The sequence below is a fragment of the Chromobacterium haemolyticum genome (genome assembly GCF_002081825.1).
GTDB classification, from domain to species: Bacteria; Pseudomonadota; Gammaproteobacteria; order Burkholderiales; family Chromobacteriaceae; genus Chromobacterium; species Chromobacterium fluminis.
The window spans coordinates 1-22,401 of the sequence record NZ_MUKU01000053.1 but is presented as its reverse complement, the minus strand read 5'-3'; the positions used below and the strand labels follow the sequence as shown (position 1 = coordinate 22,401).

At 59.9% G+C, this 22,401-nt stretch carries 18 protein-coding genes; 10 read left to right on the top strand and 8 right to left on the bottom strand.

Translation table 11 applies throughout. From position 1 onward, the window contains the following. Nucleotides 1–12: 12 nt before the first annotated feature. Both B0T39_RS23345 and B0T39_RS23340 read right to left on the bottom strand, forming a co-directional pair. Nucleotides 13–1,143 carry a M14 family metallopeptidase gene (locus B0T39_RS23345; RefSeq protein ID WP_081550991.1) on the bottom strand — a complete coding sequence of 377 codons (1,131 nt, stop codon included), beginning with the start codon at nt 1,141–1,143 and terminating at the stop codon, nt 13–15. Between the two features lie 141 nt (nt 1,144–1,284). Further along, entirely contained in the window at nt 1,285–1,839 is a 555-nt protein-coding gene (locus B0T39_RS23340) for a phasin family protein (RefSeq protein ID WP_019101299.1), read from the bottom strand. Between the two features lie 199 nt (nt 1,840–2,038). Between B0T39_RS23340 and phaR the strand changes: the two genes are divergently transcribed. Beyond that, the gene (gene phaR, locus B0T39_RS23335; RefSeq protein ID WP_081550989.1) at nt 2,039–2,605 is read left to right on the top strand and encodes a polyhydroxyalkanoate synthesis repressor PhaR; all 567 of its coding nucleotides are present in this window, start codon (nt 2,039–2,041) and stop codon (nt 2,603–2,605) included. Between the two features lie 302 nt (nt 2,606–2,907). Next, nucleotides 2,908–4,209 (top strand): tetratricopeptide repeat protein, encoded by a 1,302-nt coding sequence (locus B0T39_RS23330; protein WP_081550987.1) that lies wholly within the window; start codon nt 2,908–2,910, stop codon nt 4,207–4,209. Nucleotides 4,210–4,303: 94 nt separating this feature from the next. On the opposite strand, the gene B0T39_RS23325 is transcribed toward B0T39_RS23330, so the two are convergent. After that, nucleotides 4,304–4,810: a TIGR00645 family protein gene (locus B0T39_RS23325; protein WP_232060412.1), complete on the bottom strand. Its 507-nt coding sequence runs from the start codon at nt 4,808–4,810 to the stop codon at nt 4,304–4,306. Nucleotides 4,811–5,060: 250 nt separating this feature from the next. Between B0T39_RS23325 and rimO the strand changes: the two genes are divergently transcribed. Then, nucleotides 5,061–6,386, top strand: coding sequence for a 30S ribosomal protein S12 methylthiotransferase RimO (gene rimO, locus B0T39_RS23320; protein WP_081551000.1), 1,326 nt, complete (start codon nt 5,061–5,063; stop codon nt 6,384–6,386). A 60-nt stretch (nt 6,387–6,446) separates the two neighbouring features. Here the strand turns inward: rimO and hypF are convergent, their stop codons facing one another. Continuing rightward, on the bottom strand, nt 6,447–8,738 hold the full coding sequence (hypF, locus tag B0T39_RS23315; RefSeq protein WP_081550983.1) for a carbamoyltransferase HypF: 2,292 nt from the start codon (nt 8,736–8,738) through the stop codon (nt 6,447–6,449). Between the two features lie 368 nt (nt 8,739–9,106). Between hypF and B0T39_RS23310 the strand changes: the two genes are divergently transcribed. Next, a complete protein-coding gene (locus B0T39_RS23310; protein ID WP_081550981.1) occupies nt 9,107–11,602 on the top strand; it encodes an EAL domain-containing protein in 2,496 nt (831 codons plus the stop codon). 58 nt (nt 11,603–11,660) lie between these two features. Here the strand turns inward: B0T39_RS23310 and serS are convergent, their stop codons facing one another. Together serS and B0T39_RS23300 are read right to left on the bottom strand one after the other, a co-directional pair. Then, the gene (gene serS / locus B0T39_RS23305) at nt 11,661–12,947 is read right to left on the bottom strand and encodes a serine--tRNA ligase (protein ID WP_019100274.1); all 1,287 of its coding nucleotides are present in this window, start codon (nt 12,945–12,947) and stop codon (nt 11,661–11,663) included. Between the two features lie 26 nt (nt 12,948–12,973). Further along, nucleotides 12,974–14,290, bottom strand: a complete 1,317-nt coding sequence (locus B0T39_RS23300; RefSeq protein ID WP_081550979.1) for a replication-associated recombination protein A — start codon at nt 14,288–14,290, stop codon at nt 12,974–12,976. A 166-nt stretch (nt 14,291–14,456) separates the two neighbouring features. Between B0T39_RS23300 and B0T39_RS23295 the strand changes: the two genes are divergently transcribed. From B0T39_RS23295 to B0T39_RS23280, 4 genes are all read left to right on the top strand, one after another. Continuing rightward, nucleotides 14,457–14,987 carry a GNAT family N-acetyltransferase gene (locus B0T39_RS23295; protein ID WP_176218495.1) on the top strand — a complete coding sequence of 177 codons (531 nt, stop codon included), beginning with the start codon at nt 14,457–14,459 and terminating at the stop codon, nt 14,985–14,987. A gap of 213 nt (nt 14,988–15,200) precedes the next feature. Continuing rightward, nucleotides 15,201–15,833 (top strand): helix-turn-helix transcriptional regulator, encoded by a 633-nt coding sequence (locus B0T39_RS23290; protein ID WP_019100271.1) that lies wholly within the window; start codon nt 15,201–15,203, stop codon nt 15,831–15,833. A 126-nt stretch (nt 15,834–15,959) separates the two neighbouring features. Further along, nucleotides 15,960–17,276, top strand: coding sequence for an amino acid permease (locus B0T39_RS23285; RefSeq protein WP_081550975.1), 1,317 nt, complete (start codon nt 15,960–15,962; stop codon nt 17,274–17,276). 67 nt (nt 17,277–17,343) lie between these two features. Continuing rightward, complete coding sequence (locus B0T39_RS23280; protein ID WP_081550973.1) at nt 17,344–18,660, top strand: L-cysteine desulfidase family protein; 1,317 nt, start codon at nt 17,344–17,346, stop codon at nt 18,658–18,660. Nucleotides 18,661–19,260: 600 nt separating this feature from the next. Here the strand turns inward: B0T39_RS23280 and B0T39_RS23275 are convergent. Both B0T39_RS23275 and B0T39_RS23270 read right to left on the bottom strand, forming a co-directional pair. Next, nucleotides 19,261–20,013, bottom strand: a complete 753-nt coding sequence (locus tag B0T39_RS23275; RefSeq protein ID WP_081550971.1) for a PAS domain-containing protein — start codon at nt 20,011–20,013, stop codon at nt 19,261–19,263. Continuing rightward, a complete protein-coding gene (locus B0T39_RS23270) occupies nt 19,973–20,506 on the bottom strand; it encodes a WbuC family cupin fold metalloprotein (RefSeq protein ID WP_081550969.1) in 534 nt (177 codons plus the stop codon). Before B0T39_RS23270 ends, B0T39_RS23275 begins: the two co-directional genes overlap by 41 nt. Before the next feature lie 144 nt (nt 20,507–20,650). Here B0T39_RS23270 and B0T39_RS23265 point away from each other — a divergent pair, with 144 nt between their 5' ends. Both B0T39_RS23265 and B0T39_RS23260 read left to right on the top strand, forming a co-directional pair. Then, nucleotides 20,651–21,022: a hypothetical protein gene (locus tag B0T39_RS23265; RefSeq protein ID WP_141111380.1), complete on the top strand. Its 372-nt coding sequence runs from the start codon at nt 20,651–20,653 to the stop codon at nt 21,020–21,022. 487 nt (nt 21,023–21,509) lie between these two features. Beyond that, on the top strand, nt 21,510–22,401 hold an 892-nt coding region (locus B0T39_RS23260; protein ID WP_141111379.1), incomplete at its 3' end, for a type VI secretion system Vgr family protein.

Sequence of the window (22,401 nt, the reverse complement as noted above, 5' to 3'; positions counted from 1 at the left end):
GCCTGGTGGTTCTCAGGCGCGCAGGTTCTGCGCAATCGCATAGATGGGCGACAAGGCCGCCTCGCCCAGGCGCAGGCTGCGTTGTCCGCTCCAGCCGAAGTCGTCGTCCGGCAGATTGGCGTTGTCCTTGAACGGCATTTCCAGCGTGAAGGCGAGACAGCCGAAGTTTTCACACACCCAGTTGGTGGCGATGGACATATTGGCCTTGCCCGGCGCGTTTCGTGGGTAGCCGTGCTCGGTCTGGTAGTCCGGGCTGGCCAGCAGCAGGTGGTGGCGGAATTGGTCGGCCAGGGCCTCCAGGCGCTCGTTCCACGACGGCACGCCCTCGGTGCCGGCCAGGAACACATAGGGGATGTTCTCGTCGCCGTGGATATCCAGGAACAGGTCCACGCCGGTTTCCTGCATCTTGTTGCGCACCGCCAGCACTTCCGGGCTAGTCTCCGCGCTGGGGGCCGCCCATTCGCGGTTGAGGTTGGCGCCGGCGGCGTTGGTGCGCAGATTGCCCAGCACCGAGCCGTCCGGGTTCATGTTCGGCACCACGTAGAAGGTGGCGCGGTCCAGCAGCGCGCGGCTGGTGGGGTCTTGCGGGTCCAGCAGGCGATTGAGCAGGCCTTCGATGAACCATTCAGCCATGGTTTCACCGGGGTGCTGGCGGGCGATGATCCAGATTTTCAGATCCGATTCCACTTCGTGGCCTATGGTCAGCAGATTGATGTCGCGCTGCTGCACGGTAAAGCCCAGATCGCTGACCTGGCACAGGCCGGAGCCTTGCGCCTGGCCGATCAGGTTCAGATGCTGATCGTAGGAATAGGGTTCGAAATAAGCGTAGTAGATGCTGCCGGACAAAGGCACGTGATCTATCGTCATCACCCCGTTTTCGTAGTGGGTGGGCACGCGGAACCAGTTGATGCGGTCGTAGGAGGCCATCGCCTGGTAGTAGATCCAGCCATCCGGATAAGCGCTTTCGCCGGCATTCAGAAAGTTGAAGGTGCAGTGCTGATAAGCGGCGCCTTGCACGCGGAAGTAAAACCACTGGGCGAATTCGGCCGCATTGTCGCGGCGGATGCGCAGTTGGATGTCTTCGTAGTTGTCGGCGGAGACGATCTCGATGCTGCCGGCGTCAAAATTGCTGCTGATTTTCATGCGCTGAACCTAATTGGTTTCCTGAAACGTGCTTAAGGCGCAGATTGTAAACCTGTCGCCGCTCACATGCCATCCTCCGGCGCAAGGCAAAGAAAAACCCCGTCGGCTGGACGGGGTTGTGCTTTAGCCTTCAAACTGCGTTTAAGCGGTGGGCGCGCGCTTGCTGGCGGTTTTCACTGCATCGGCGGTGGCGCTGGTGGCGGCCTTTACGCTGCTGTCGGTGAACTCCACCACTTGCTGGGCGGCTTTGCTGAAGGTGTTGACCGCGGCGGCGGCGGCGGCCACCGAGCTTTTCACCGCGTTCAGCGCGGCGTCGGAGCCGGCCGGGGCGTTTTTGGCCGCGGACTCGATCGCGCCGATCAACGACTTGTTGAAGCTGCCCAGATTTTCTTCGGCCAGCTTGGTCAGTTCGCTTTGAGCGGAGGAAACGATGTCGTACAGATTACGGGAGTTGGCCAGAGCGGTGTCGATGTTCTGGGTGGCCAGCTTGTTCAGATGGCTGACCGCTTCTTGCGGGTCGGTCACGCCGCTCAGCTGTTTGGCGATTTTGACGTTTTCTTCCAGCGACTGCTTGGAGATTTCCAGGTTCAGCTTGACCAGGCGCTCGGCGCTATCCAAAGTGATTTGCGAAAAGCGGAAAATGGTTTCCAGACCGTTGAGGGACAGCTTGTTCAGTTGCTCATTGCTGATGGACATAATGTATTCCTCGGCTGTGGGGTGAGACCTTAAAGGAGATAGTCTGAATCAAAAATTTTGCACTGCACAATGACGACTAAATGTATCATGCATTGCAGCAAAATTGGGAGCATTGACTGAAGATTTACTCTAGCGTGTTGTATTTATGATAAATTGCCGGCACACGGCACACCGTACCAAAATAAACCGGGAGCGTTACATGAGTGTTGAAAAGCGGGTCATCAAAAAGTACCCGAACCGCCGGCTGTACGATACCGCCACCAGTTCCTACATCACCTTGGGGGATGTGAAGCAATTGGTGCTTGATAATGTGGATATTCAAGTCGTCGACGCCAAGAGCCAAGAGGACATCACCCGCAGTGTGCTGTTGCAGATCATCCTGGAGGAGGAGAACGGCGGCATGCCGATGTTCAGCTACGAGGTGCTGACCCAGTTCATCCGCTCCTACGGCCAGGCCATGCAGGGCATGATGGGGCCCTTCCTGGAGAACAATCTGCAACTGTTCGCCCAGCTGCAGCAGAAGATGCAGGAACAAACCCGCGCGATTTACGGTGACAACACCATGTTGAACGCTAATCTGTGGGGCGAGTTCATGAAATTTCAGGGGCCGGCAGTGCAGAACATGATGGCCAATTACATGGAGCAGAGCACCAGCATGTTCCTGGATATGCAGAACCGGATGCAGGAACAGACCAAGCAGCTGTTCGGCGGCTTCGGCTTCCCGGCTTACAAGCAGGACGGCGAGGACGACAAAGACCCGTCTTAAAAACCTGTTTAGGATCTGCCGCGCTTTGGCGATGCGACGTTAAAAACGGCGTCGGAAAGCGCGTGTGTTTTCCGAAGCTTCGCTAAGCGCACCAAAGATTGAACAGAGGCGGCCGGTTGGAACGGCCGCCTGTCCGTTTCCATCCGCCGCTCCCCCGGAGAGCTTGCCATGCTTATCCCCGCATGCTGGATGCCGGCCGCCGTTGACGGCGTCTCTTTCTCTCGCGCGGCGTTCGCCGCGTTTCGTTTTTCCCTGTTCTCAATGGATGATTCGAGCCGGCTGGGCCGGCAAGGTGCCGCGACATGTCCGCCGAGGCCTTGAACGCCTGCTTGCGAGAGGCGCAGCGCAGTCACCTGGAGGGAGACTGGGCGGAGGCAGAGCGGCGTTATCGCTCCTGCTTGTTCAATTGGCCGGCTTGCGCCGCCGCCAAATCCTTCCTGGCTTTCCTGTTGCTGCAGACGCAGCGTCCTGAGGAGGCTGAATCTTTGTTGAGCGAGGCGATTTCTGCGGAAACAGACCATGCGGACTGGTATTTCAGCCTGGGCATGGCGCAGGCGCGTCAGGGGCGCGCGGGCGACGCGAGGCGGGCTTTCGCCGCGGCTGCGGAGCTGGACGGCGAACAGCCCATGTATTGGACCAACCTGGCCGCCGCCTGCGAGCAGGACGATGATTTGGCCGCCGCGGAACGGGCTTGCCGGCACGCGCTGGCGGTGGACGGGGCCTGCGCCGACGCGCACTTTCTGCTGGCCGGACTGTATTTGCGCCAGGAACGCCATGCCGAGGCGCGGCGCCACAACGCGCTGGGCATCGTGGCGCGGCCGGCCGAGAATGGGCCGATTGCGCGCATCGAGGCCTATTGCGAGTTGGACCGGCGCGACGAAGCCTTGGCCCTGCTGCGCGTCTGGCTGGCGCAGGCGCCGGACGATCCGGTTGCCTTGCATCTGCTTGCCGCCTGCGGCGGAGCGGAGCCGCCTCCGCAATGTAGTCCCGAGTTCATCCGGCGGACTTTCGACGCCAACGCCGAGGCGTTTGACGTGACCCTGGCCAGTTTGCGTTATCAGGGGCCGCAGTGGTTGGCGCAATGCCTGAAGCGACTGGGGCCGCCAACGGCCGCTCTGGACGCGCTGGATCTGGGCTGCGGCACCGGGTTGGCCGGCGCTGCGCTGCGGCCGTACGCACGCCGTTTGCAGGGCGTGGATCTCAGCGGCGAGATGCTGGGGCGCGCCGTGGACAAGGGCGTGTACGACGTCTTGACTCAAGGCGACATCATCGAATTCCTGATGGAGCAGCCTCCGGCTCGCGATTTGATCTGCTGCCTGGATACTCTCAGCTATTTTGGCGATTTGGGGCCGGCCTTAAACTGGATGGCGCGCGCGCTCAAGCCGGGCGGCCTGTTGCTGTTCAGCATCGAGCGCGCGCCGCGGCCCTTGCCCGAAGGCCACCAGCTGCAGCCCTGCGGGCGCTATCTGCATGATCCGGACTGGGTGGCGGCGCAACTGGCGGCGTGCGGGCTGCTGCTGATGGAACGACAGGACATGATGTTGCGGGAGGAGGCGGGGTGTCCGGTGCCCGGCGCTTTTTACTGCGCCGAACGCTTGGACTGAGCCCGTCTGTTTACGTTTTGTGAGCCAGGGCGTGACAAGGCGTTGCGCTTGACGAGGCCGTTTTAGCGCCGTATCGCGCGCCGCTCCGCGGTTCCTAGTGCTTGCTTTGCATCAGCTTGTCGGTCCAGGCCATCACCAGCGCGGACAGCAGGAAGGTGCAGTGGATCACCACCTGCCACATCACGCCCTGCTCGGTGAGCGGATTGCCGGGGCTGCCCAGATTGGACGCGCTGATAAAGGTTTTCAGCAGGTGAATGGAGGAGATGCTGATCAGCGCCAGCGACAGCTTGGTCTTCAGCACGCCGGCGTTGACATGGGACAGCCATTCCGGCCGGTCCTCGTGGGTGTTCAGGCTGTCGATCTTGGAGACGAAAGTCTCGTAGCCGCCCACCACCACCATGATCAGCAGATTGGCGATCATCACTACGTCGATCAGGCCCAGCACGATCAGCATGATCTGGGTTTCCGTCATGCTGGAGGCGTCGGCGACCAAGTGGATCAGTTCGAGCAGAAACTTGTAGACATACACCCCTTGGGCGACGATGAGCCCAAGGTAGAGCGGAGCCTGCAGCCAGCGGCTGGCGAAAATCAGGGACTCCATGCGTGAAACGAGAATTTTCATATCGGTATGGTGTGAGGGGTTGACGGGCTCTGGCCTATATGGAGGCGTCGGATTTTACTATCAAGTGAGGTCTGAAAGGGGAGCGTTGCTTGCCGGCGTCCGCATCCAGCCCGGCGCGGGGCCGGCGAAAACGAATCTACGAGCCCGCGCGCCCAACCCCTCGCAACGCTGCGCATCGCCTGTCAAATCGTTGTATACTCTCGCGTTTTTCTTCAGCAAGGCCATCATCATGGCAGACAAGATTCCAAGTATCGGCTTCGTGTCGCTGGGCTGTCCCAAAGCCTCCAGCGACTCCGAGCAGATCCTGACCCGCCTTCGCGCCGAAGGCTACGATATTTCCGGCAGCTACGCCGGCGCCGACCTGGTGGTGGTCAACACCTGCGGTTTCATCGATTCCGCCGTGGCCGAGTCTTTGGACGCGATTGGCGAAGCCTTGAACGAGAACGGCAAGGTCATCGTCACCGGCTGTCTGGGGGCCAAGGGCGACGTGGTGCGGGACGCGCATCCGTCGGTCTTGGCCGTGACCGGCCCGCACGCCACCGACGAGGTGATGAGCGCGGTGCATGCCCATCTGCCCAAGCCGCACGATCCCTTCGTCGATCTGGTGCCGGACATCGGCGTGCGGCTGACGCCCAAGCATTACGCGTATCTGAAGATTTCCGAAGGCTGCAATCACCGTTGCACCTTCTGCATCATTCCGTCCATGCGCGGCGATCTGGAAAGCCGGCCCATTCACGATGTGCTGCGCGAAGCGGAGAATCTGGCCAAGGCCGGAGTCAAGGAAATCCTGGTGATCTCGCAGGACACGTCGGCTTACGGCGTGGACACCAAGTACAAGCTGGGCTTCCACAACGGTCGTCCGGTGAAGACTCGGATGACCGAGCTGTGCGAGGAACTGGGCCGCCACGGCATCTGGGTGCGTCTGCACTACGTCTATCCGTATCCGCACGTGGACGAGGTGATTCCGCTGATGCGCGATGGCAAGATCCTGCCCTATCTGGACATCCCGTTCCAGCACGCCAGCCAGAAGGTGCTGAAACTGATGAAGCGTCCGGCCAATAGCGACAATGTGCTGGCGCGCATCAAGAAGTGGCGCGAGATCTGCCCGGAACTGGTGATCCGCTCCACCTTCATTGTCGGCTTCCCTGGCGAGACCGATGAGGACTTCGAAGAACTGCTGACCTTCATCCGCGAGGCGGAGCTGGACCGCGTCGGCTGTTTCACCTATTCGCCGGTGGAAGGCGCGACTGCCAACGATTTGCCGAACCCGGTGCCGGAAGAGGTGAAGGAAGCGCGCAAAGAGCGTTTCATGGCGGTGCAGGAAGAAATCAGCGCGCGTCGCCTGGAGCGCCGAGTCGGCCAGACCATGCAGGTGTTGGTGGACGAGATCGACGACGAAGGCACGGCGATTTGCCGCAGCTACGCGGATGCGCCGGAGATCGACGGTCTGGTGTTCGTTGAGGACGCCGCTGGCATGCGCGCGGGCGAGTTCTATTCGGTGAAGATCGTCGATTGCAGCGAGCACGATTTGTGGGGCGAGCGCCTATCGTCCTGATCCGCCGACAAGAGCCGATCTGCGCGGCGCGTCGCCCTTGGGCGACGCGCCGTTTTCATTTCAGCTTCGGCGCAGCAGGCGCTGGCGCGCCACCCAGGCTTGGCCCAGGCTCAGGCCGCCGTCGTTGGGCGGCAGCTGTTCCGCAGTCAGCGGGCGCAGGCCGGCCTGTTCCAGCCGCGGCAGCAGTTGCGCCATCAACTGGCGATTGCCGCAGCAGCCGCCGGCCAGCGCCACGATGCGGGTGCCGGTGGTGCGCGCCGCCTTGATCGCCCAGTCCGCCAGCGCGGCGGCCAATGTGGCGTGCCATAGGCTGGCGATGGCTTGATCGTCGTCCAGTTGACACAGATGGCGCGCCAGCGGCGTCAGGTCAAGCAGATTGGCTTGGGTGCGCCAGCTGCCGGCCAGCGGCTCCGCGGGTTCGGCCTGAGCCTCCAGTCTTTGCGCGGCTTCGCTTTCGAAGGTTTCCACCCCGCATTGGCGGGTCAGGCCGGCGACGGCGCCGAACCAGCGGCCCAAGCTGGTGCTGTCCTGGCAGTCTCGGCGGATAGAGAGTTGCTTCTCCAATTGTTGGGCGCCGGGCTGGGCCGCCAGCCGCGGCGGCAGCGGTCCCAGTTCCAGGGTTTGCCATAAGGCCACGGCCAGTTTCCAGGGCGGTAGCCGGCTGCGTCCCACGCCGGGCAGCGGCAACGGCGAGATGTGGCCGATGCGTTCGCAGCTGTCGCCGTCCACCAGCATCATTTCACCGCCCCAGGCGCCGTTGTTGTGACCCAGGCCATAGCCGTCCAGCGCCAAGCCCAAAGCCGGTTCCGCCACGCCGTGTTCGGCCAGCACCGCGCCCAGGTGGGCATGGTGGTGCTGAACCCGGATCAGCGGCACTTCCCATTGCTTGGACAGGTGTTCGGCCAGCATGCTGGAGTAGGTGCCGGTTTCCAGATCGCAAGCCACTGCCTGCGGAGCGACGCCGGTGAGGTCGAGCAAGTGGTCGGCCGCTTGTTGCAGCGCCTCGCAGGTCAGAGGGTGGTTGAGCGCGCCGATGTATTGCGACACGAAGGCGTCCTTGCCGCGCAATACGGTGACGGTGGCCTTCATATAGGCGCCCAGCGCCAGCACCGGCGGGCCGTCCAGCGCCAACGGCACCGGGTCCGGCACGAAGCCGCGCGCGCGACGGAACAGCAGCGGCCGCCGTCGCTCCAGCGACACCACGCTGTCGTCGCAACGAGTGACGATGGCGCGGTTGTGCAGCAGAAAGACGTCGGCTACCTGATTCAGCCGTTCGCGCGCCTCTTGATTGCCGGTGACGATAGGTTCGCCGGACAAATTGGCACTGCTCATCACCCATAACCGCGAACAGGGCTGACGCAGCCAACTGGTCCCGGGCGGACGGCCCAGCGCTTCGTGGAACAGCAGCCATTGCAGCGGGGTATAGGGCAGCATCACGCCCAGAGCCGACAGGCCGGGGGCAATGTCCGGCAGCAGTTGGTCGGCTTCGGGTTTTTTGTTCAGCAGCACGATGGGGCGCTCCGGGCGTTGCAGCCAGGCGGCTTCTTCTTCGCTGACGTGGCAGAGCGCGCGAATGGACTCCACGTTCAGCGCCATGATGGCCAGCGGTTTGCCGGGACGGTGTTTGAGCTGGCGCAGCCGCGCCACCGCCGCCGGGCTGGCCGCATCGCAGACCAGATGGAAGCCGCCCAGGCCTTTCATCGCTATGCTGCGGCCCATATTGAGGATTTGCACCGCGCCCACGATGGGGTCGCCGTTCAGACTCTGGCCAAAGCGGTCGGTCAGCTGCAGCTTGGGGCCGCACACCGGGCAGGCGGTGGGTTCAGCGTGAAAGCGGCGGCTGTTCGGGTCAAGGTATTCTTGGCGGCAGACCGGACACAGCGGAAAGGCCAGCATGCTGGTGTTGGCGCGGTCGTAGGGCAGCCGGTGGGTGACAGTGTAGCGCGGCCCGCAATCGGTGCAGTTGATGAAAGGAAAGCGGTAGCGGCGGTCGCCGGGAGTGAACAGTTCTTCCACGCAGCGCGGACAGGTGGCGACGTCGGCCGGCAGCCTGGCGTGGGTGACCGCGCCGCTGCTTTCCTCGATTTGAAAGCGCTGTTCTGTGTCGCGCAGCGGAATATCGCGCTCCTGCAGCGCGTCGATGTGCGCCAGCGGCGGCAGGCGGGTTCGAAGCGCCTGGCGGAAGGCGCTCAGCGCCTGCGGCTCGCCTTGCAGTTCCAGCGTGACGCCTTCGCCGCTGTTTCGGACAAAGCCGGTGAGGCCGCACTCGCTGGCCGTGCGCCAGATGAAGGGACGGAAGCCGACGCCTTGAACCCGGCCCTGAACCGATAGGTGGATGCGTTGTTGGCTCATGGTGCTTGTGTCGCTGTGTGGGTGGTTGGGCTGACTATGCGCATTGCCGCCGTTCCAACAAGTGATTTTGCTGCACCGCGCAATACCTTTGTCATTTTCATGGCGAGTTTAAATTCGCCGATTCTGTTGTCAGCCTAGCAGCCACGCTCCGCATCGCGCCTTGTTCTAGATCATGTATATGAGTATTTGACGATTTACTGAATGCAAAAGGAATGTCTTGAGGAAGAAACCGGCGGGATTTGAGAGGGGGTAAGAAGCCTCGATGCCGCTGTAGAGCGGGGCTGTTGCAATCCGACTATATGACGGCGATTTGCATCGTTATAATGCCATTTGGAATTTTTCCGTGAATAGCCCGGGTTGGATTGTTAATGTATTGCTTAAAACAGTGTATAAAAGAAATCTCTACCCCGGATATCCTGGCGTGCGCGGCGGATACGTCGCTGGCGGAGGCGGCGCGGCGCATGCTGCTGGCGGGCTGCGGTTCCATCGTGGTGCAGGACGAGGCGGGACGACCGCTGGGGATTTGGACCGAAGCCGACGCGTTGGCGCTGGACCGGTTGGACGGCGTGGTCGGCATGAGGCCGGTGGGCGGCGCGATGAGTACGCCCTTGGTGGTGCTGCCGCATAATCTACCGGTGAACGAGGCGGTGGTCCTGTTCCGCGAACGCGGCATCCGCCATGCGCTGGTGGAACAGGCTGGCGAGATGTGCGGCGTGGTGTCACTGACCGATATCGTGTTGAGCCAGGGCAGCGAATCCTTTCTGAGCGTGCGGCGGGTGGTGGCGGACCGTGCCGCGCCCTTATGTTTGCTGGGCGCTCAGGGCTCGCCTGAAGAGGCGCTGGCCTTGATGCGGCGTCAAGGCGCCACGGCTTTGGCGGTGAGTTTCGACAACGGGGACTACGGCATCCTGACCTTGCGCGATCTATTGAGGCTACTGGCCGAGGGACGCGCCCCGGCGACGCTGGCCGAAGCCTGCTCCTGGCCGCTCTTGGGCGTGCGCGAGGGCAGCAGCCTATTGCAAGCCAGGCAGTTGATCCTGCAGCACAAGATTCGGCATCTGGCGGTGTACGACGCTGATGGAAGGCTGCTGCAGTTGCTGGGGTTCCGCGACATCATCCAGTTGGTGGAACAAGAGTTTTTGCAGGAGCTGCATTCCGCCTTGCGCGAGCGCGACGATGCGCTGCTGCATTCGCGGCGCAGCCTGCTACTGGCGGACAAGGTGTTCGAATCAACGCTGGAAGGCATCCTGATCACCGACGGCAACGGGGTGATCCAGATGGTGAATCCGGCGTTCAGCCGCATCACCGGTTATAGCAGCCAGGAGGCCCTGGGCCGCACGCCCGCCTTGCTCAAATCTGGTCGGCAGCCGGCGGATTTCTATCAGAAGCTGTGGCAAAGCCTGAAAGAGAACGGGGTCTGGCAGGGCGAGGTGGTCAACCGCCGCAAGGGCGGCCTGTTGTACACCGAGCACCTGAGCATTACCGCCATCCGCGACGCGGACGGCGAATGCCTGCATTATGTGGCGGTGTTTTCCGATATCACCCAGCGCAAGCAGTCCGAGGAGCGGCTACATTTTCTGGCCAATCACGACGCCTTGACCGGCTTGCCCAACCGGACCCTGTTCCTGGAGCGGCTGCAGGAGGCGATAGAGCGGGCGCAACCGACGCGGGCCCAATTCGCGCTGTTGTTCGTCGACCTAGACCGCTTCAAGCTGGTCAACGATACGCTGGGTCATCATGCCGGCGACGAATTGCTGGTGCGCATCGCCTCGGTGCTGCTGCAGTACGCGCCGCCGCACTCCACCGTGGCCAGGTTGTCCGGCGACGAGTTTATCCTGCTGCTGCCGGTGGTGGAACGGGTGACCCAGGTGGCGGCGCTGGCGCAGCAGTTGCTGGACGGCGTCACCGAACAGTCCGGCCTGACCGGCCACGAGCTGTTCATCTCGGCCAGCATAGGCATCAGCATGTATCCGGAGGACGGGGTCAGCGCGGACGCCCTGTTGGTGAACGCGGACTCGGCGATGTACCAGGCCAAGGAGCGCGGCAAGAACAATTTCCAGTTCTACACCTCGGACATGAACGCGCGGGCGATGGAGAGGCTGAAGCTGGAGTACAGCCTGCACCGCGCGCTGGCGCAGGAGGAGCTGGAGGTGTGGTATCAGCCCAAGGTGGAATTGGCCACGCGGCGGGTGGTAGGGGCCGAGGCCTTGCTGCGCTGGCGTCATCCCGAACTGGGACTGATGGCGCCCGCCAAGTTCATCCCGATCGCCGAGGACGGCTCGCTGATGGTGCCGATGGGCGAGTGGGTGCTGGACACCGCTTGCCGAGACTGGGCTCAGTGGCATGCCATGGGCCTGGAGCCCGGCCGCATCGCGGTCAATGTGTCCGGTCGCCAGCTGAAATACGGCAGCTTCGCCGACACGGTGGCGTGCACGCTGCGCCGGCATGGCCTGGATAGCGGCGAGTTGGAGCTGGAGATTACCGAGAGCGTGGCGATGGACGAGGATAGCGGCATGGTGGAGGCTTTGCAGCGGCTGCGCGAGTTGGGCGTTTATTTGTCCATCGACGATTTCGGCACCGGCTATTCCTCGCTGTCCTATTTGAAGCGGCTGCCGGTCAAGGGCTTGAAGATTGATCGTTCCTTCATCATGGACCTGCACCATGACGGCGACGACGCGGCCATCACCAGCGCCATCATTTCGATAGGACGCAGCCTGGGGTTGGAACTGGTGGCCGAGGGCGTAGAGCTGGAGTCGCAGCGTGATTTCCTGCTGCGGCAGGGCTGCCGGCTGGGCCAGGGCTATCTATTCAGCAAGCCGCTGCCGCGAGCGGAGTTCGAAGCGTTGCTGGCGGCGCGGATGTGAAAAACGGCGCCCGCGATGGGCGCCGTTGTCTTGTGTCGGTTTTAAGCCAGGCTTGAGTTTAACCGCCGATTTTGTCGCGGCCGCCAAAGTAAGGCCGCAGCACCGCCGGGATGGTCACGCTGCCGTCGGCGTTCTGGTAGTTTTCCAGCACCGCCACCAGGGTGCGTCCCACCGCCAGGCCGGAGCCGTTCAGCGTGTGCACCAGCTGGTTCTTGCCGTTTTCGTCCTTGTAGCGCGCCATCATGCGGCGTGCCTGGAAGGCTTCGCAGTTGGAGCAACTGGAGATTTCGCGATAGGTGTTCTGCGCCGGCAGCCAGACTTCCAGATCGTAAGTCTTGGCGGCGCCGAAGCCCATGTCGCCGGTGCACAGCGTGATCACGCGGTAGGGCAGTTCCAGCGCCTTGAGGATGTTCTCGGCGTGGCTGACCATCTCTTCCAGCGCGGCGTAGGAGTCTTCCGGCTTCTCGATGCGCACCATCTCCACCTTGTCGAACTGGTGCTGGCGGATCATGCCGCGGGTGTCGCGGCCGTAGCTGCCGGCTTCGGAACGGAAGCAGGGCGAATGCGCGGTCAGTTTCAGCGGCAGTTCCTCAGCCTTGAGGATGCTGTTGCTGACGGTGTTGGTCAGCGTGATTTCCGAGGTGGAGATCAGGTACTGGTCCACATTGCCTTCTTCGCCGCCCTTGGTCACCTTGAACATGTCCTCGGCGAACTTGGGCAGCTGACCGGTGCCCAGCAGCGCGCTGTCGTTGACGATGTAGGGAGTGTAATGCTCGACGTAGCCGTGATCGCCGGTATGGGTGTTCAGCATGAACTGGGCGATGGCGCGGTGCAGCCGGGCGATGTCGCCCTTGAGCACGGTGAAGCGCGCGCCGGACAGCTTGGCGCCGGTGTCGAAGTCCAGGCCCAGCGGCGCGCCGACGTCGACATGGTCTTTGACCTCGAAGTCGAACTGGCGCGGCACGCCGACGCGGCGCACTTCCACATTGTCGTTTTCGTCCTTGCCCGCCGGCACCGATTCGTGCGGCAGGTTGGGGATGGACATTAGCCAGGCGTCCAACTGCTTTTGCACCGCGTCGAAGCCTTGCTCGGCGGCTTTCAATTCGTCGCCCAGCGTCGCCACTTCGGCCAGGATGGCTGACACGTCTTCGCCCTTGCCCTTGGCCACGCCGATCTGCTTGGATGAGGCGTTGCGCTTGGCTTGCAGTTCCTGCATGCGGGTTTGCAGGGATTTGCGTTCGGACTCCAGCTGGTTGAAGGCTGCGGTGTCCAGGGTATAGCCGCGGCCGGCCAGACGGGCGGCGACGGCTTCGATGTCGTTGCGAAGCAGATTGATGTCGAGCATGGTTAGGTTGGTCCTGTTTCTTTCACTTATTCGGAGTCTTGCCGGGCGTCGTCGTCGAGCTGACGCAGGAAATCCAGCTTGTCCCGTATTTTGCTTTCCAGTCCGCGCGGAGTCGGCTGATACCAGCGCATGTCCTCGAGCCCTTCCGGCAGATAGGTCTCTCCGGCGGCGTAGGCATGGGGTTCGTCGTGGGCGTAGCGGTATTCGTGGCCGTAGCCCAACTCCTTCATCAGCCGGGTGGGCGCATTGCGCAAGTGTACCGGCACCGGCCGGGATTTGTCCTGTTTGATGAAGGCGCGGGCCTCATTATACGCCTTGTACCCGGCGTTGCTCTTGGCGGCTACGGCCAAATACAGCGCGGCTTGAGCCAGCGCAAGTTCGCCTTCCGGGCTGCCCAGCCGTTCATATGTGGCGGCGGCGTCGTTGGCGATCTGCATCGCGCGCGGGTCGGCCAGGCCGATATCCTCCCAGGCCATGCGCACCAGTCGGCGCGCCAGGTAGCGCGCGTCGGCGCCGCCGTCCAGCATCCGCGTCAGCCAGTACAGCGCCGCGTCCGGATTGGAGCCGCGCACCGATTTGTGCAGCGCGGAGATCTGGTCGTAGAAATCGTCTCCGCCCTTGTCGAAGCGACGCGCGTTGACGGTCAGTACCTCGGACAGAAAGTCGCGGTCTATCTGGCCGGTCTTGCGGGCGTAGGCGGCGGTGCGGGTTTGCTCCAGCAGGTTGAGGAAGCGGCGGGCGTCGCCGTCGGCGTAGCCGGTCAGCGTATCGATGGCGGCGTCGTCGAAGCTCAGCCCCTCCAGCGCGCCGTTGGCGGCGGCCCGTTCGAACAACTGGCGCAGCTCCTCCTCGTCCAGACTGTTCAGAACATAGACCTGGGCGCGCGACAGCAGCGCGGAGTTGACCTCGAAGGAGGGGTTTTCCGTGGTGGCGCCGATGAAGGTGAGCAGGCCGGATTCGACAAAGGGGAGGAAGGCGTCCTGCTGGCTCTTGTTGAAGCGGTGCACTTCGTCGACGAACAGAATGGTGTGGCGGCCGGAGCGCTGCAGCGCGGCGTGCGCGCGCTCCACCGCCTCGCGGATGTCCTTGACGCCGGAGAACACTGCCGACAGCGGGATGAATTCGGCGTCGAAACTGGCGGCGAGAATGCGCGCCAGCGTGGTCTTGCCGACGCCGGGCGGGCCCCACAGAATCATCGAGTGCGGGGTGCGCGCCTCCACGGCCAGCCGCAGCGGTTTGCCAGGGCCGATCAAGTGCCGTTGGCCGATCACCTCGTCGAGGCGGCCGGGACGTAGCGCTTCGGCCAGCGGTTTTTTCGGTTCATGGGCAAACAGATCGTTCATGGCGGGGTTCTGCGGCGGGGGAAATCAAAGCGACAGTATATCAGCTGAGCCGCTGGGCGCGCCTGCCGCGCTGATTTGTTGCAGCGCAAAAAATATGGCGTTGACGGATGATTGCTGGCAGATTGTTTCCATTGTCATGATATTGCAAACGGCTTGGGAGGCAGAAATGCAAGCAGTGGATACCGGCCGCATGATTTTGCGGCCTTTCAAGGAGGATGATCTGGACGCCTTTTACCGGCTTGGTACCGTGGCCGAGGCCATCCGCTATGTCGGCAACACGCCTTTTGGCTCGCCCGAGCAAGCTTTGCAGGCAATGCGCGACGGCCCGCTAGCGGATTATGAGCGGCATGGTTTTGGCCGAGTGGCCTGCGTGTGGAAGGATAGCGGCGAAGTAATAGGCTTCAGTGGCCTGAAATACATGACGGCGGTGGACGCGGTGGAATTGGGCTATCGCTTTCTGCCGGAGTACTGGGGTTTGGGCCTGGCCACCGAGTCCGGTCGCGCCTGTCTGCGCCTAGCGCGGGATGTTTACGCGCTGGACCGGCTGGTGGGCTTGGTGCATCCGGACAATGCCGGCTCCGCGCGCGTGTTGAGCAAGCTGGGCTTCGCGGTGGAGGGGCAGGTGCGTTTGGACTTCATTCCGGACACGCCGGTGGATTTGTTCGCCAGGCGTTTGCTGTCCGACGAGGTTTTCTGAGAAAGGGCCTGGCGGCCGAAACGCTCTTGGCCGATACCGCCGCGCCGAATCGTGCAACCCGCTATTTCAGCAGGTTTTTTCATTGGATGCCGGCTTCGTAAAACTTCACTGCGACTATGGATTTGACGCGCGTCAAATGCGCTTGTGGTTGCGCATGACATGGCTGAATGGTGATGCATAGAATCTCATCGTGATAATTTTTTTGTCATCGCCATGAAACTGCAACTTGACGCGGAAGTGCTCGCCGATTTCGTGTCGGCCCTGTTGGGGCCGGACAGCGAAGTGGCTGTGCACGATCTATCCGATCCCAGCGCCTCGCTCAAAATCATCCGCAATGGGCATGTGTCCGGCCGCAGCGTCGGCGCCCCGGCCACCGACCTCGCCTTGTGCATGGCGCGGGAGTGCTCCGCCAAGGGGGGCGAGAACTATCGGCTGAACTACCGCAGCAAGACCCGAGGCGGAGTGTCGCTGCGTTCGTCCACCCTGGTGATCAAGGACGAGACCGGCCGCGTGCAGGCCATGCTCTGCGTCAACTCCGACGACAGCCGCTACAAGCGCGCGCTGGAGGCGGTACAGGCTCTGCTGCCGGTGGAACTGTCTCACGACTCGCATCAGGAAACCTTGTCGCTAGGCATTGATGATGTTGGCGTGGGGATTATGCAGGGCGTGCTGGAGCAATACGCGATTGATCCTACGCGCTTGTCCGGCGATGAAAAACTGGAGGTGATCAGGGAGCTGAATCAGCGGGGCTTGTTCTCTATCCGCGGATTCGTCGGCAAGGCTTCGCAGGCGTTGGAGATTTCCGAACCCACTCTTTACCGCTATCTGAAGCAGTGCCGCGACTGAGGGCTTCCGATACGCGTCCGAGAATCCTTTCACGCGCTGTTGGCGCAACGCGGCGGGGAAACCCAAGCATCCGGTTGGCGCCGGAGGGCTTGAGACAGTAGATGAACCACTAAAGGAACAACGAGTATGGACATCACCCAAGTGGGCGTCAAGCCCAGGGCAAGCGCTGCCGAGCGCGCGGGAATGAGCGAGGCGGAATGGCGGGAGGCGGTGCGTTTCGACGGCATCGACCGCGGTTGGGTCGTGATGAGCATAGGCATGGCGATAGGCGCCGGCATCGTGTTCCTGCCGGTGCAGGTGGGGCTAATGGGCTTGTGGGTGTTCCTGCTGTCTTCCGTCATCGGCTATCCGGCGATGTATCTGTTCCAGCGTCTGTTCATCAACACCTTGGCGGAGTCGCCGGAGTGCAAGGATTACCCCAGCGTGATCAGCGGCTATCTGGGCAAGAACTGGGGCATTCTGCTGGGGGCGCTCTACTTCATCATGCTGGTGATCTGGGTTTTTGTGTATTCAACCGCCATCACTAACGACAGCGCCTCCTTTCTGCATAGCTTCGGTGTGACCGAGACGCTGCTGTCCGCCAATCCCTTCTATGGCTTGGGGCTGATCTGTCTGCTGGTGGCGCTGGCTTCCCGTGGCGAGCAACTGCTATTCAAGATTTCCACCGGCATGGTGTTGACCAAGCTGGGCGTGGTGGCGGTGCTGGGCCTGGCCATGGTTTCGGAATGGCGAATGGTCAATGTGGGCGCTTTCCCCTCGCTGGGCCGCCTGATCAAGGACGCCATCGTCATGCTGCCGTTCACGCTGACCTCCATCCTGTTCATTCAAAGCCTGAGCCCGATGGTGATTTCCTACCGCGCGCGGGAAAAGTCGCGGAAAGTGGCGCAGTACAAGGCAATGCGGGCGATGAACATCGCCTTCGGCATCCTCTTCGTTACCGTCTTTTTCTACGCGGTGTCCTTTACCTTGGCGATGGGGCACGAGCAGGCGGTCAAGGCCTCGCATGAAAACATTTCCGCTTTGGCCATGGTGGCCAGCAGCATGCCGGGCGATATGGTGAAGCTGTTCAGCCTGATCCTGAATATTTTTGCGGTGATGACCGCGTATTTCGGCGTTTATCTGGGCTTCCGCGAGGCCTGCCAGGGCCTGGCGATGAATCTGCTGCGCCGGGTGATGCCGGAGGAGCGTATCCGGCCTGAGTGGGTGGCCAAGGGCATCATGGTGTTCACCGTCTTGCTGTCCTGGGGCGCCATCGTGCTGAACGCGCCGGTGCTGAGCTTCACTTCGATCTGCAGCCCGGTTTTTGGCTTGGTGGGCTGTTTGATCCCGGCCTATCTGGTTTACCAAGTGCCCTTCCTGCACAAATACAAGGGCGCCGCGCTCAAGATCATCATCGCCACCGGCCTTTTGCTCTGCGTGTCGCCGTTCCTGGCTTTCTCCTGATTTTCGCCGCCGGCCCGCCTTGTGGGGCGGCGGCAAGGCATTTACTTGATTTGAAAGCGTAATCACTATGTGTACACCAACTCTCAACACCGATCTGTGGCCGAAGTTCGTCAAGGCGGCGCGCGCGGAAGTGGCGCCGGCGCTGGGTTGCACCGAGCCGATTTCATTGGCCCTGGCCTGTGCCATCGCCGCCAAGACGCTGGGCCGCGCGCCGGAACGCATCGAAGCGCGGGTTTCGCCCAATCTGATGAAGAACGGCATGGGCGTGACGGTGCCGGGCACTGGCGCGGTGGGCTTGCAGATCGCCGCCGCGGTGGGCGCGCTAGGAGGCGACCCGGACGGCAAGCTGGAGGTGCTCAAGGGTTTGAGCGGCGAAGTGGTGGATGCCGCCAAACGCATGCTCGCCGAGCAGCGCGTGACGCTGAGCATCGCGGACGTGCCGAATATCCTGTATTCGGAAGCCCGAGTGTTCGCCGGCGACGAAGTGGCCCGGGTCTGCATCGCCGACTCGCACACCCATGTGGTGCTGATCGAGCGCAATGGCGCGGCGTTGTTCCGCGCTGAACTCGAGAGTTCCGGCCAGGCCGGCGCCGCGTACGACTTTTCCGACGCGACGGCGCGGGATGTTTACGACTTCGCCACCCAGGCTCCGCTGGAGGCGATGGATTTCATCCACGAGGCGGCCACGCTGAACGAGGCGCTGTCGCGAGCGGGCATGGGGGGACAGTTTGGCCTGCACATTGGCGCAACCCTGCACAAGCAGGTGAGCGCCGGATTGTTGTCGGACAATCTGTTGACCCGCATCCTCACCCGCACCACCGCGGCGTCCGACGCCCGCATGGGCGGCGCCACCCTGCCGGCGATGAGCAACTCCGGCTCCGGAAATCAGGGCATTGCCGCTACCATGCCGGTGGTGGTGGTGGCCGAGCATGTCGGCGCCGATCGCGAGGGGCTGACGCGAGCGCTGATGCTGTCGCACTTGATGGCCATTTATATTCACGCCCGGCTGCCCAAGCTGTCCGCGCTGTGCGCGGTCACTACCGCGTCCATGGGCGCGGCGGCGGGGATGGCTCAGTTGCTGGGCGGCGGCTACGCGGTGGCGGGCATGGCCATTTCCAGCATGATAGGCGACTTGGCCGGCATGATTTGCGACGGCGCGTCCAATAGCTGCGCGATGAAGGTGTCCACTTCGGCGGGGTCAGCTTACAAGGCGGTACTGATGGCGCTGGACGGCGTGTGCGTGGCGGGCAGCGACGGCATTGTGGAATGTGAGCTGGACGCCTCCATCGCCAACCTGGGCAAGCTGGCCAGCCAGGGAATGGTGCAGACTGATGCGCAGATTCTGAAAATCATGATGGACAAGCAAACCGCCGCCAGCGCTTGATTCCATCGCGCTAAATCCAACGCCCTCGACGAGTCTGCGCTTCGAGGGCGTTTTTCATGGCCTGCGTTTGTGATTCGGGAGCGTGCTTGCCGGCTAAGGCTCAAGCGGCTGGGGAAGCAGAGTGTTTATACGAAGCATGAGCAAGCTTGTTTTAACGATGTATCGCTGAAGCGCAGCAAGTTTTGAACAGGTTCCGAGGAACAGTTTGGAGCTTGGGCGGGACAAAGATAATGCAAGATAAACGGAAAACAGCGTGTTGAGCCGAGCCGCTTTGCTACGACGGTAGGGAGGGCTTAGCCCAAGCGTTTTGCAAGAGGTATGGGTACAATCAGGGTTGGTGCGAAAGGATAGACTTGAACTCGTCCTGGTCGACATGAATGTGTAAAAATTCCGATTTGATCTGACAGTCAGGTGCCATCAAAGCGGGAGAATTTCAGATCGGGTCCGAGCTTCTAAAATTCAGATTGGCTAGGGCAGGTTTTTGCGTCGTGTCAGGAAGATGGTATCGACTATTTTATCCCGCTGGCATTGCTTTCAATGGTTGTTCTCATTGATTGGCAAGGTGCTGGTTTTCTTGAGGATGACTTATTCAGATCATTTTTAACTAGGCATGCGCAGAGGGATGAGACTGTATGCGGCTGCTCGCTCTAATAGCTGACTTGTCGTGTTTACATCGAACTTTACATAAAGCCTATCGCTAATGGCTGTTTGCACCGCACGAATTGAAATGTCTTTGCCATGAATCGTTGATAATATTTTTGCGATCTCTTTTGGGGATTTGTAGATGGATAGATAGTAAATTATCTCCTGCTCTCTATTGCTTAGACTTATTTGTATTCTACTTTTTTTGCTATCGCCGTGATTTATGCCTAGACGCTGGTTTAGGATGGATAGTTTAGTGTGCTGTGCATCATTCATGAACTTGTCAACTAAGTTGGCAAGTTGTAAATGTAGTTTATCAACGCTGCGTTCACGCTCTATCTCTTGCAGTCTTCTTTCAATCGTGACGTCTTTACAAAATCCGACCAATCCCACGGTCTTGCCATCTTGTATGATTGGGTGCTTAATAGTTTCTGACCAAATGGAGTCGCCATTTCCAGAAGGTATTTGTTCGAGTCTAGTGACAGTCTGTCCCGTCTCTAAAACAAGCCTATCATCTTTTTCAAAGAGTTCCCAATTGTGTGCCCAAGGCAGATCTATATCTCGTTTTTTGATAAGGGTGTCTATATCCTCAACTTCAACCATATCAAGAAATTTTTGGTTGCACCCCATGAAGAATCGTTCCGCATTCTTCCAGAAAGTTGGGACGGGACTATAGTTTATTATCTGAAAATAATTGTCGCTCTTGTTCATACCGTTTTCCAATATCAGCTTCTTTCAGCCAAGTGGTAAAGTTTTTTACCTCGTGTTCGCCTTCGTCAGGTGCCCAGTCGGCAAATGTACGATCTACTTCTGGCCGCCCATAAGTAAAGCTACAGTTCCGTATCTCAAGATATGCACAGTCGGATAAAGGGACATAGCTGTGATACAAATTTTGCGGTATCTCAATTACGCGGTTGCAGTTCTGACTTATCTCAACCTTGTTCAGTATTTTGCCTGCATCATCAAAAATGATAACAAGCATTTCTCCAGATATCCAAGTTAACAGCTCCCATTGATTATCACTTTCATGCTTGTGCGGCTTGATGTAAGAGTCCGACGCCATGCAGTTCACGAAGCGTTGAGGGATCTCATCGTAGCTGCTATGGATGAGGATTGGCGTGCGTTTTCGAGGTGCGTTTTTGCTCTCTTCAATAACAGCTTCTATGCAGTCGTTGCTAATAAGCTTAGATGTGATTGGCTGCATTTGAATTGTTCTTTCTTGAACTATTTGTAAAATGTGTTAACTTTAGCATGTTTTTTTGCCGTCGTGAACAGTTGTTTTTGCGTCTTGAAATATCCTCAAATCTTATAAAATCCCATCAGCTTTGCTTGATCGGAGTGCTTTGCCATGAATCCAGAAGAATATGCGTATAAACATCCTTCCTGTATGGGGTTGCTGTCATTTAAGAGTTCATTTGCCCAAGTGGTGGCGCAACATGTTTTATCTTTGCCGGATAACGAGCTATCGCAGTTTGAACATTGCGCGAGGCAGCACGGCAAGATATCTGATATGGTTTGTATAGATGAGGTGTCTGTCAGTGATATGTTGGCCTCTCCATTTTATCGCCACCGAGCTGACATTATTGCTTACATTGACAGGAAGCCGGTCTTCTACTACACAGGGGTGGGCATCTATCAATGGAGCGATACCCTTGATAGGGAATGTCTGAGCTACTGGATCAGTTACCCAGAGTTGCCTTTGGGCTGGGAAATAAACTAATGAATTTCGGTGGAGATTATTAGAGGTGGGAATGTTTGCTGTTTGAGCTTGCCATGATGACTATAGTCTTTCACCTAACAAATTATCCAGCCAAGCCGTGTCTATAAAACTGCGCGTTTGAAGAAAAAATCTTCACTCGTAGCATCGTAGCAATTTACCGGATGAAAGCCATCTTTATTAAATAGGGCAACTGGATTGCGGATATATTATTTGGATACAGCCGAGAGCTATATTAATGCGCTTTGCCGTTGCTTTTTAAAGGCTGTAGCTTAGAGGCATTCAGCCCTATTCTTTCGGGCTTTTACTATGAAACGATGCTCTTGGGAGAGGGTGTCCCTGTCCTTTAGGATGGGGTCTTGCCAAACCTTGACCTAGGTCGCTTGTTCTGTCACCGCCCATCCAAATAGAATGTTACCGCTCTCCATTGTGGACCAACACCAAAAGGCCACTTTATGTAAGTGGTTTTTCTTTGCGGACATTCTATTCCATGGATATCAGCCAGCTGCTTGCCAGCTTTTCCAGTGCCTTCACGCAAGAAAATCGCCTGCTCACACTGTCCCTCGGGGATGGCAGCATCGCGGCTGAAACCTTGCTGCCCCAGACTCTGGAAGGCGAGGAAGGCGTTTCAGAGAGCTATCGCTATCAATTGACCTGCCTGTCTCCCAATGGCTCCATCGAACTGAAATCTCTGCTGGGCGTGGCCGCAAAGATAGGCATAGCCGCCGCCTCCGGGGAAGAGCTTGTACGCTGCGGGGTGGTGTCTGAGGTGAAGCAACTGGGGGCGGATGGCGGTTTCGCTCAGTACGGTTTGACGGTGGAGGCTCCTTTTTCGCTGCTGCGCTATCGGCGGACTTCACGCGTGTTCCAGGACTTGACCGTGCCAGACATCATTAAGCAGATTCTGGCGGAGCATCAGGCGAATAATGCTCAGTTCGCACGGGTTCAAACCTTGGACATTCAAGTGGGTCCGGCTTCGCCGCGCAGCTACTGCCTACAGTACCGTGAGAGCGACTATGACTTCATCGTGCGCTTGATGCATGAAGAAGGTTACGGCTGGCGGTTTGCCCACTCTGAGAAAGACAAGCTGCCGCAAGTACAGCTGATCCTGTTTGATGATCCATTTGGATTGCCCGCCGCCAGCATGGAGCGTCTTCGCTTTCACCGTAGCGATGCGACGGAAGAAGAGGATGGCTTAACCGCTTGGGAGTCTTCCCGGCAAATTGTATCCGGCAATGTCGCTCTGGCGAGCTTCGATTACCAGCCTGTCGCCAGCAATATGACGGGCGATGAAAGCCAAATCAATCAGGGCCAGAGCGGCAAGGCCTTACAGTCCACCTTGCAGGACTACGCGCCGCAGACGCTTTACTATGCGAGCGATG

Coding starts and splice junctions, on each gene's coding strand:
- B0T39_RS23345 (WP_081550991.1), bottom strand. CDS start 1,143: ATGAAAATCAGCAGCAATTTTGACGCCGGCAGCATCGAGATCGTCTCC.
- B0T39_RS23340 (WP_019101299.1), bottom strand. CDS start 1,839: ATGTCCATCAGCAATGAGCAACTGAACAAGCTGTCCCTCAACGGTCTG.
- phaR (WP_081550989.1), top strand. CDS start 2,039: ATGAGTGTTGAAAAGCGGGTCATCAAAAAGTACCCGAACCGCCGGCTG.
- B0T39_RS23330 (WP_081550987.1), top strand. CDS start 2,908: ATGTCCGCCGAGGCCTTGAACGCCTGCTTGCGAGAGGCGCAGCGCAGT.
- B0T39_RS23325 (WP_232060412.1), bottom strand. CDS start 4,810: ATGGAGTCCCTGATTTTCGCCAGCCGCTGGCTGCAGGCTCCGCTCTAC.
- rimO (WP_081551000.1), top strand. CDS start 5,061: ATGGCAGACAAGATTCCAAGTATCGGCTTCGTGTCGCTGGGCTGTCCC.
- hypF (WP_081550983.1), bottom strand. CDS start 8,738: ATGAGCCAACAACGCATCCACCTATCGGTTCAGGGCCGGGTTCAAGGC.
- B0T39_RS23310 (WP_081550981.1), top strand. CDS start 9,107: ATGTATTGCTTAAAACAGTGTATAAAAGAAATCTCTACCCCGGATATC.
- serS (WP_019100274.1), bottom strand. CDS start 12,947: ATGCTCGACATCAATCTGCTTCGCAACGACATCGAAGCCGTCGCCGCC.
- B0T39_RS23300 (WP_081550979.1), bottom strand. CDS start 14,290: ATGAACGATCTGTTTGCCCATGAACCGAAAAAACCGCTGGCCGAAGCG.
- B0T39_RS23295 (WP_176218495.1), top strand. CDS start 14,457: ATGCAAGCAGTGGATACCGGCCGCATGATTTTGCGGCCTTTCAAGGAG.
- B0T39_RS23290 (WP_019100271.1), top strand. CDS start 15,201: ATGAAACTGCAACTTGACGCGGAAGTGCTCGCCGATTTCGTGTCGGCC.
- B0T39_RS23285 (WP_081550975.1), top strand. CDS start 15,960: ATGGACATCACCCAAGTGGGCGTCAAGCCCAGGGCAAGCGCTGCCGAG.
- B0T39_RS23280 (WP_081550973.1), top strand. CDS start 17,344: ATGTGTACACCAACTCTCAACACCGATCTGTGGCCGAAGTTCGTCAAG.
- B0T39_RS23275 (WP_081550971.1), bottom strand. CDS start 20,013: ATGAACAAGAGCGACAATTATTTTCAGATAATAAACTATAGTCCCGTC.
- B0T39_RS23270 (WP_081550969.1), bottom strand. CDS start 20,506: ATGCAGCCAATCACATCTAAGCTTATTAGCAACGACTGCATAGAAGCT.
- B0T39_RS23265 (WP_141111380.1), top strand. CDS start 20,651: ATGAATCCAGAAGAATATGCGTATAAACATCCTTCCTGTATGGGGTTG.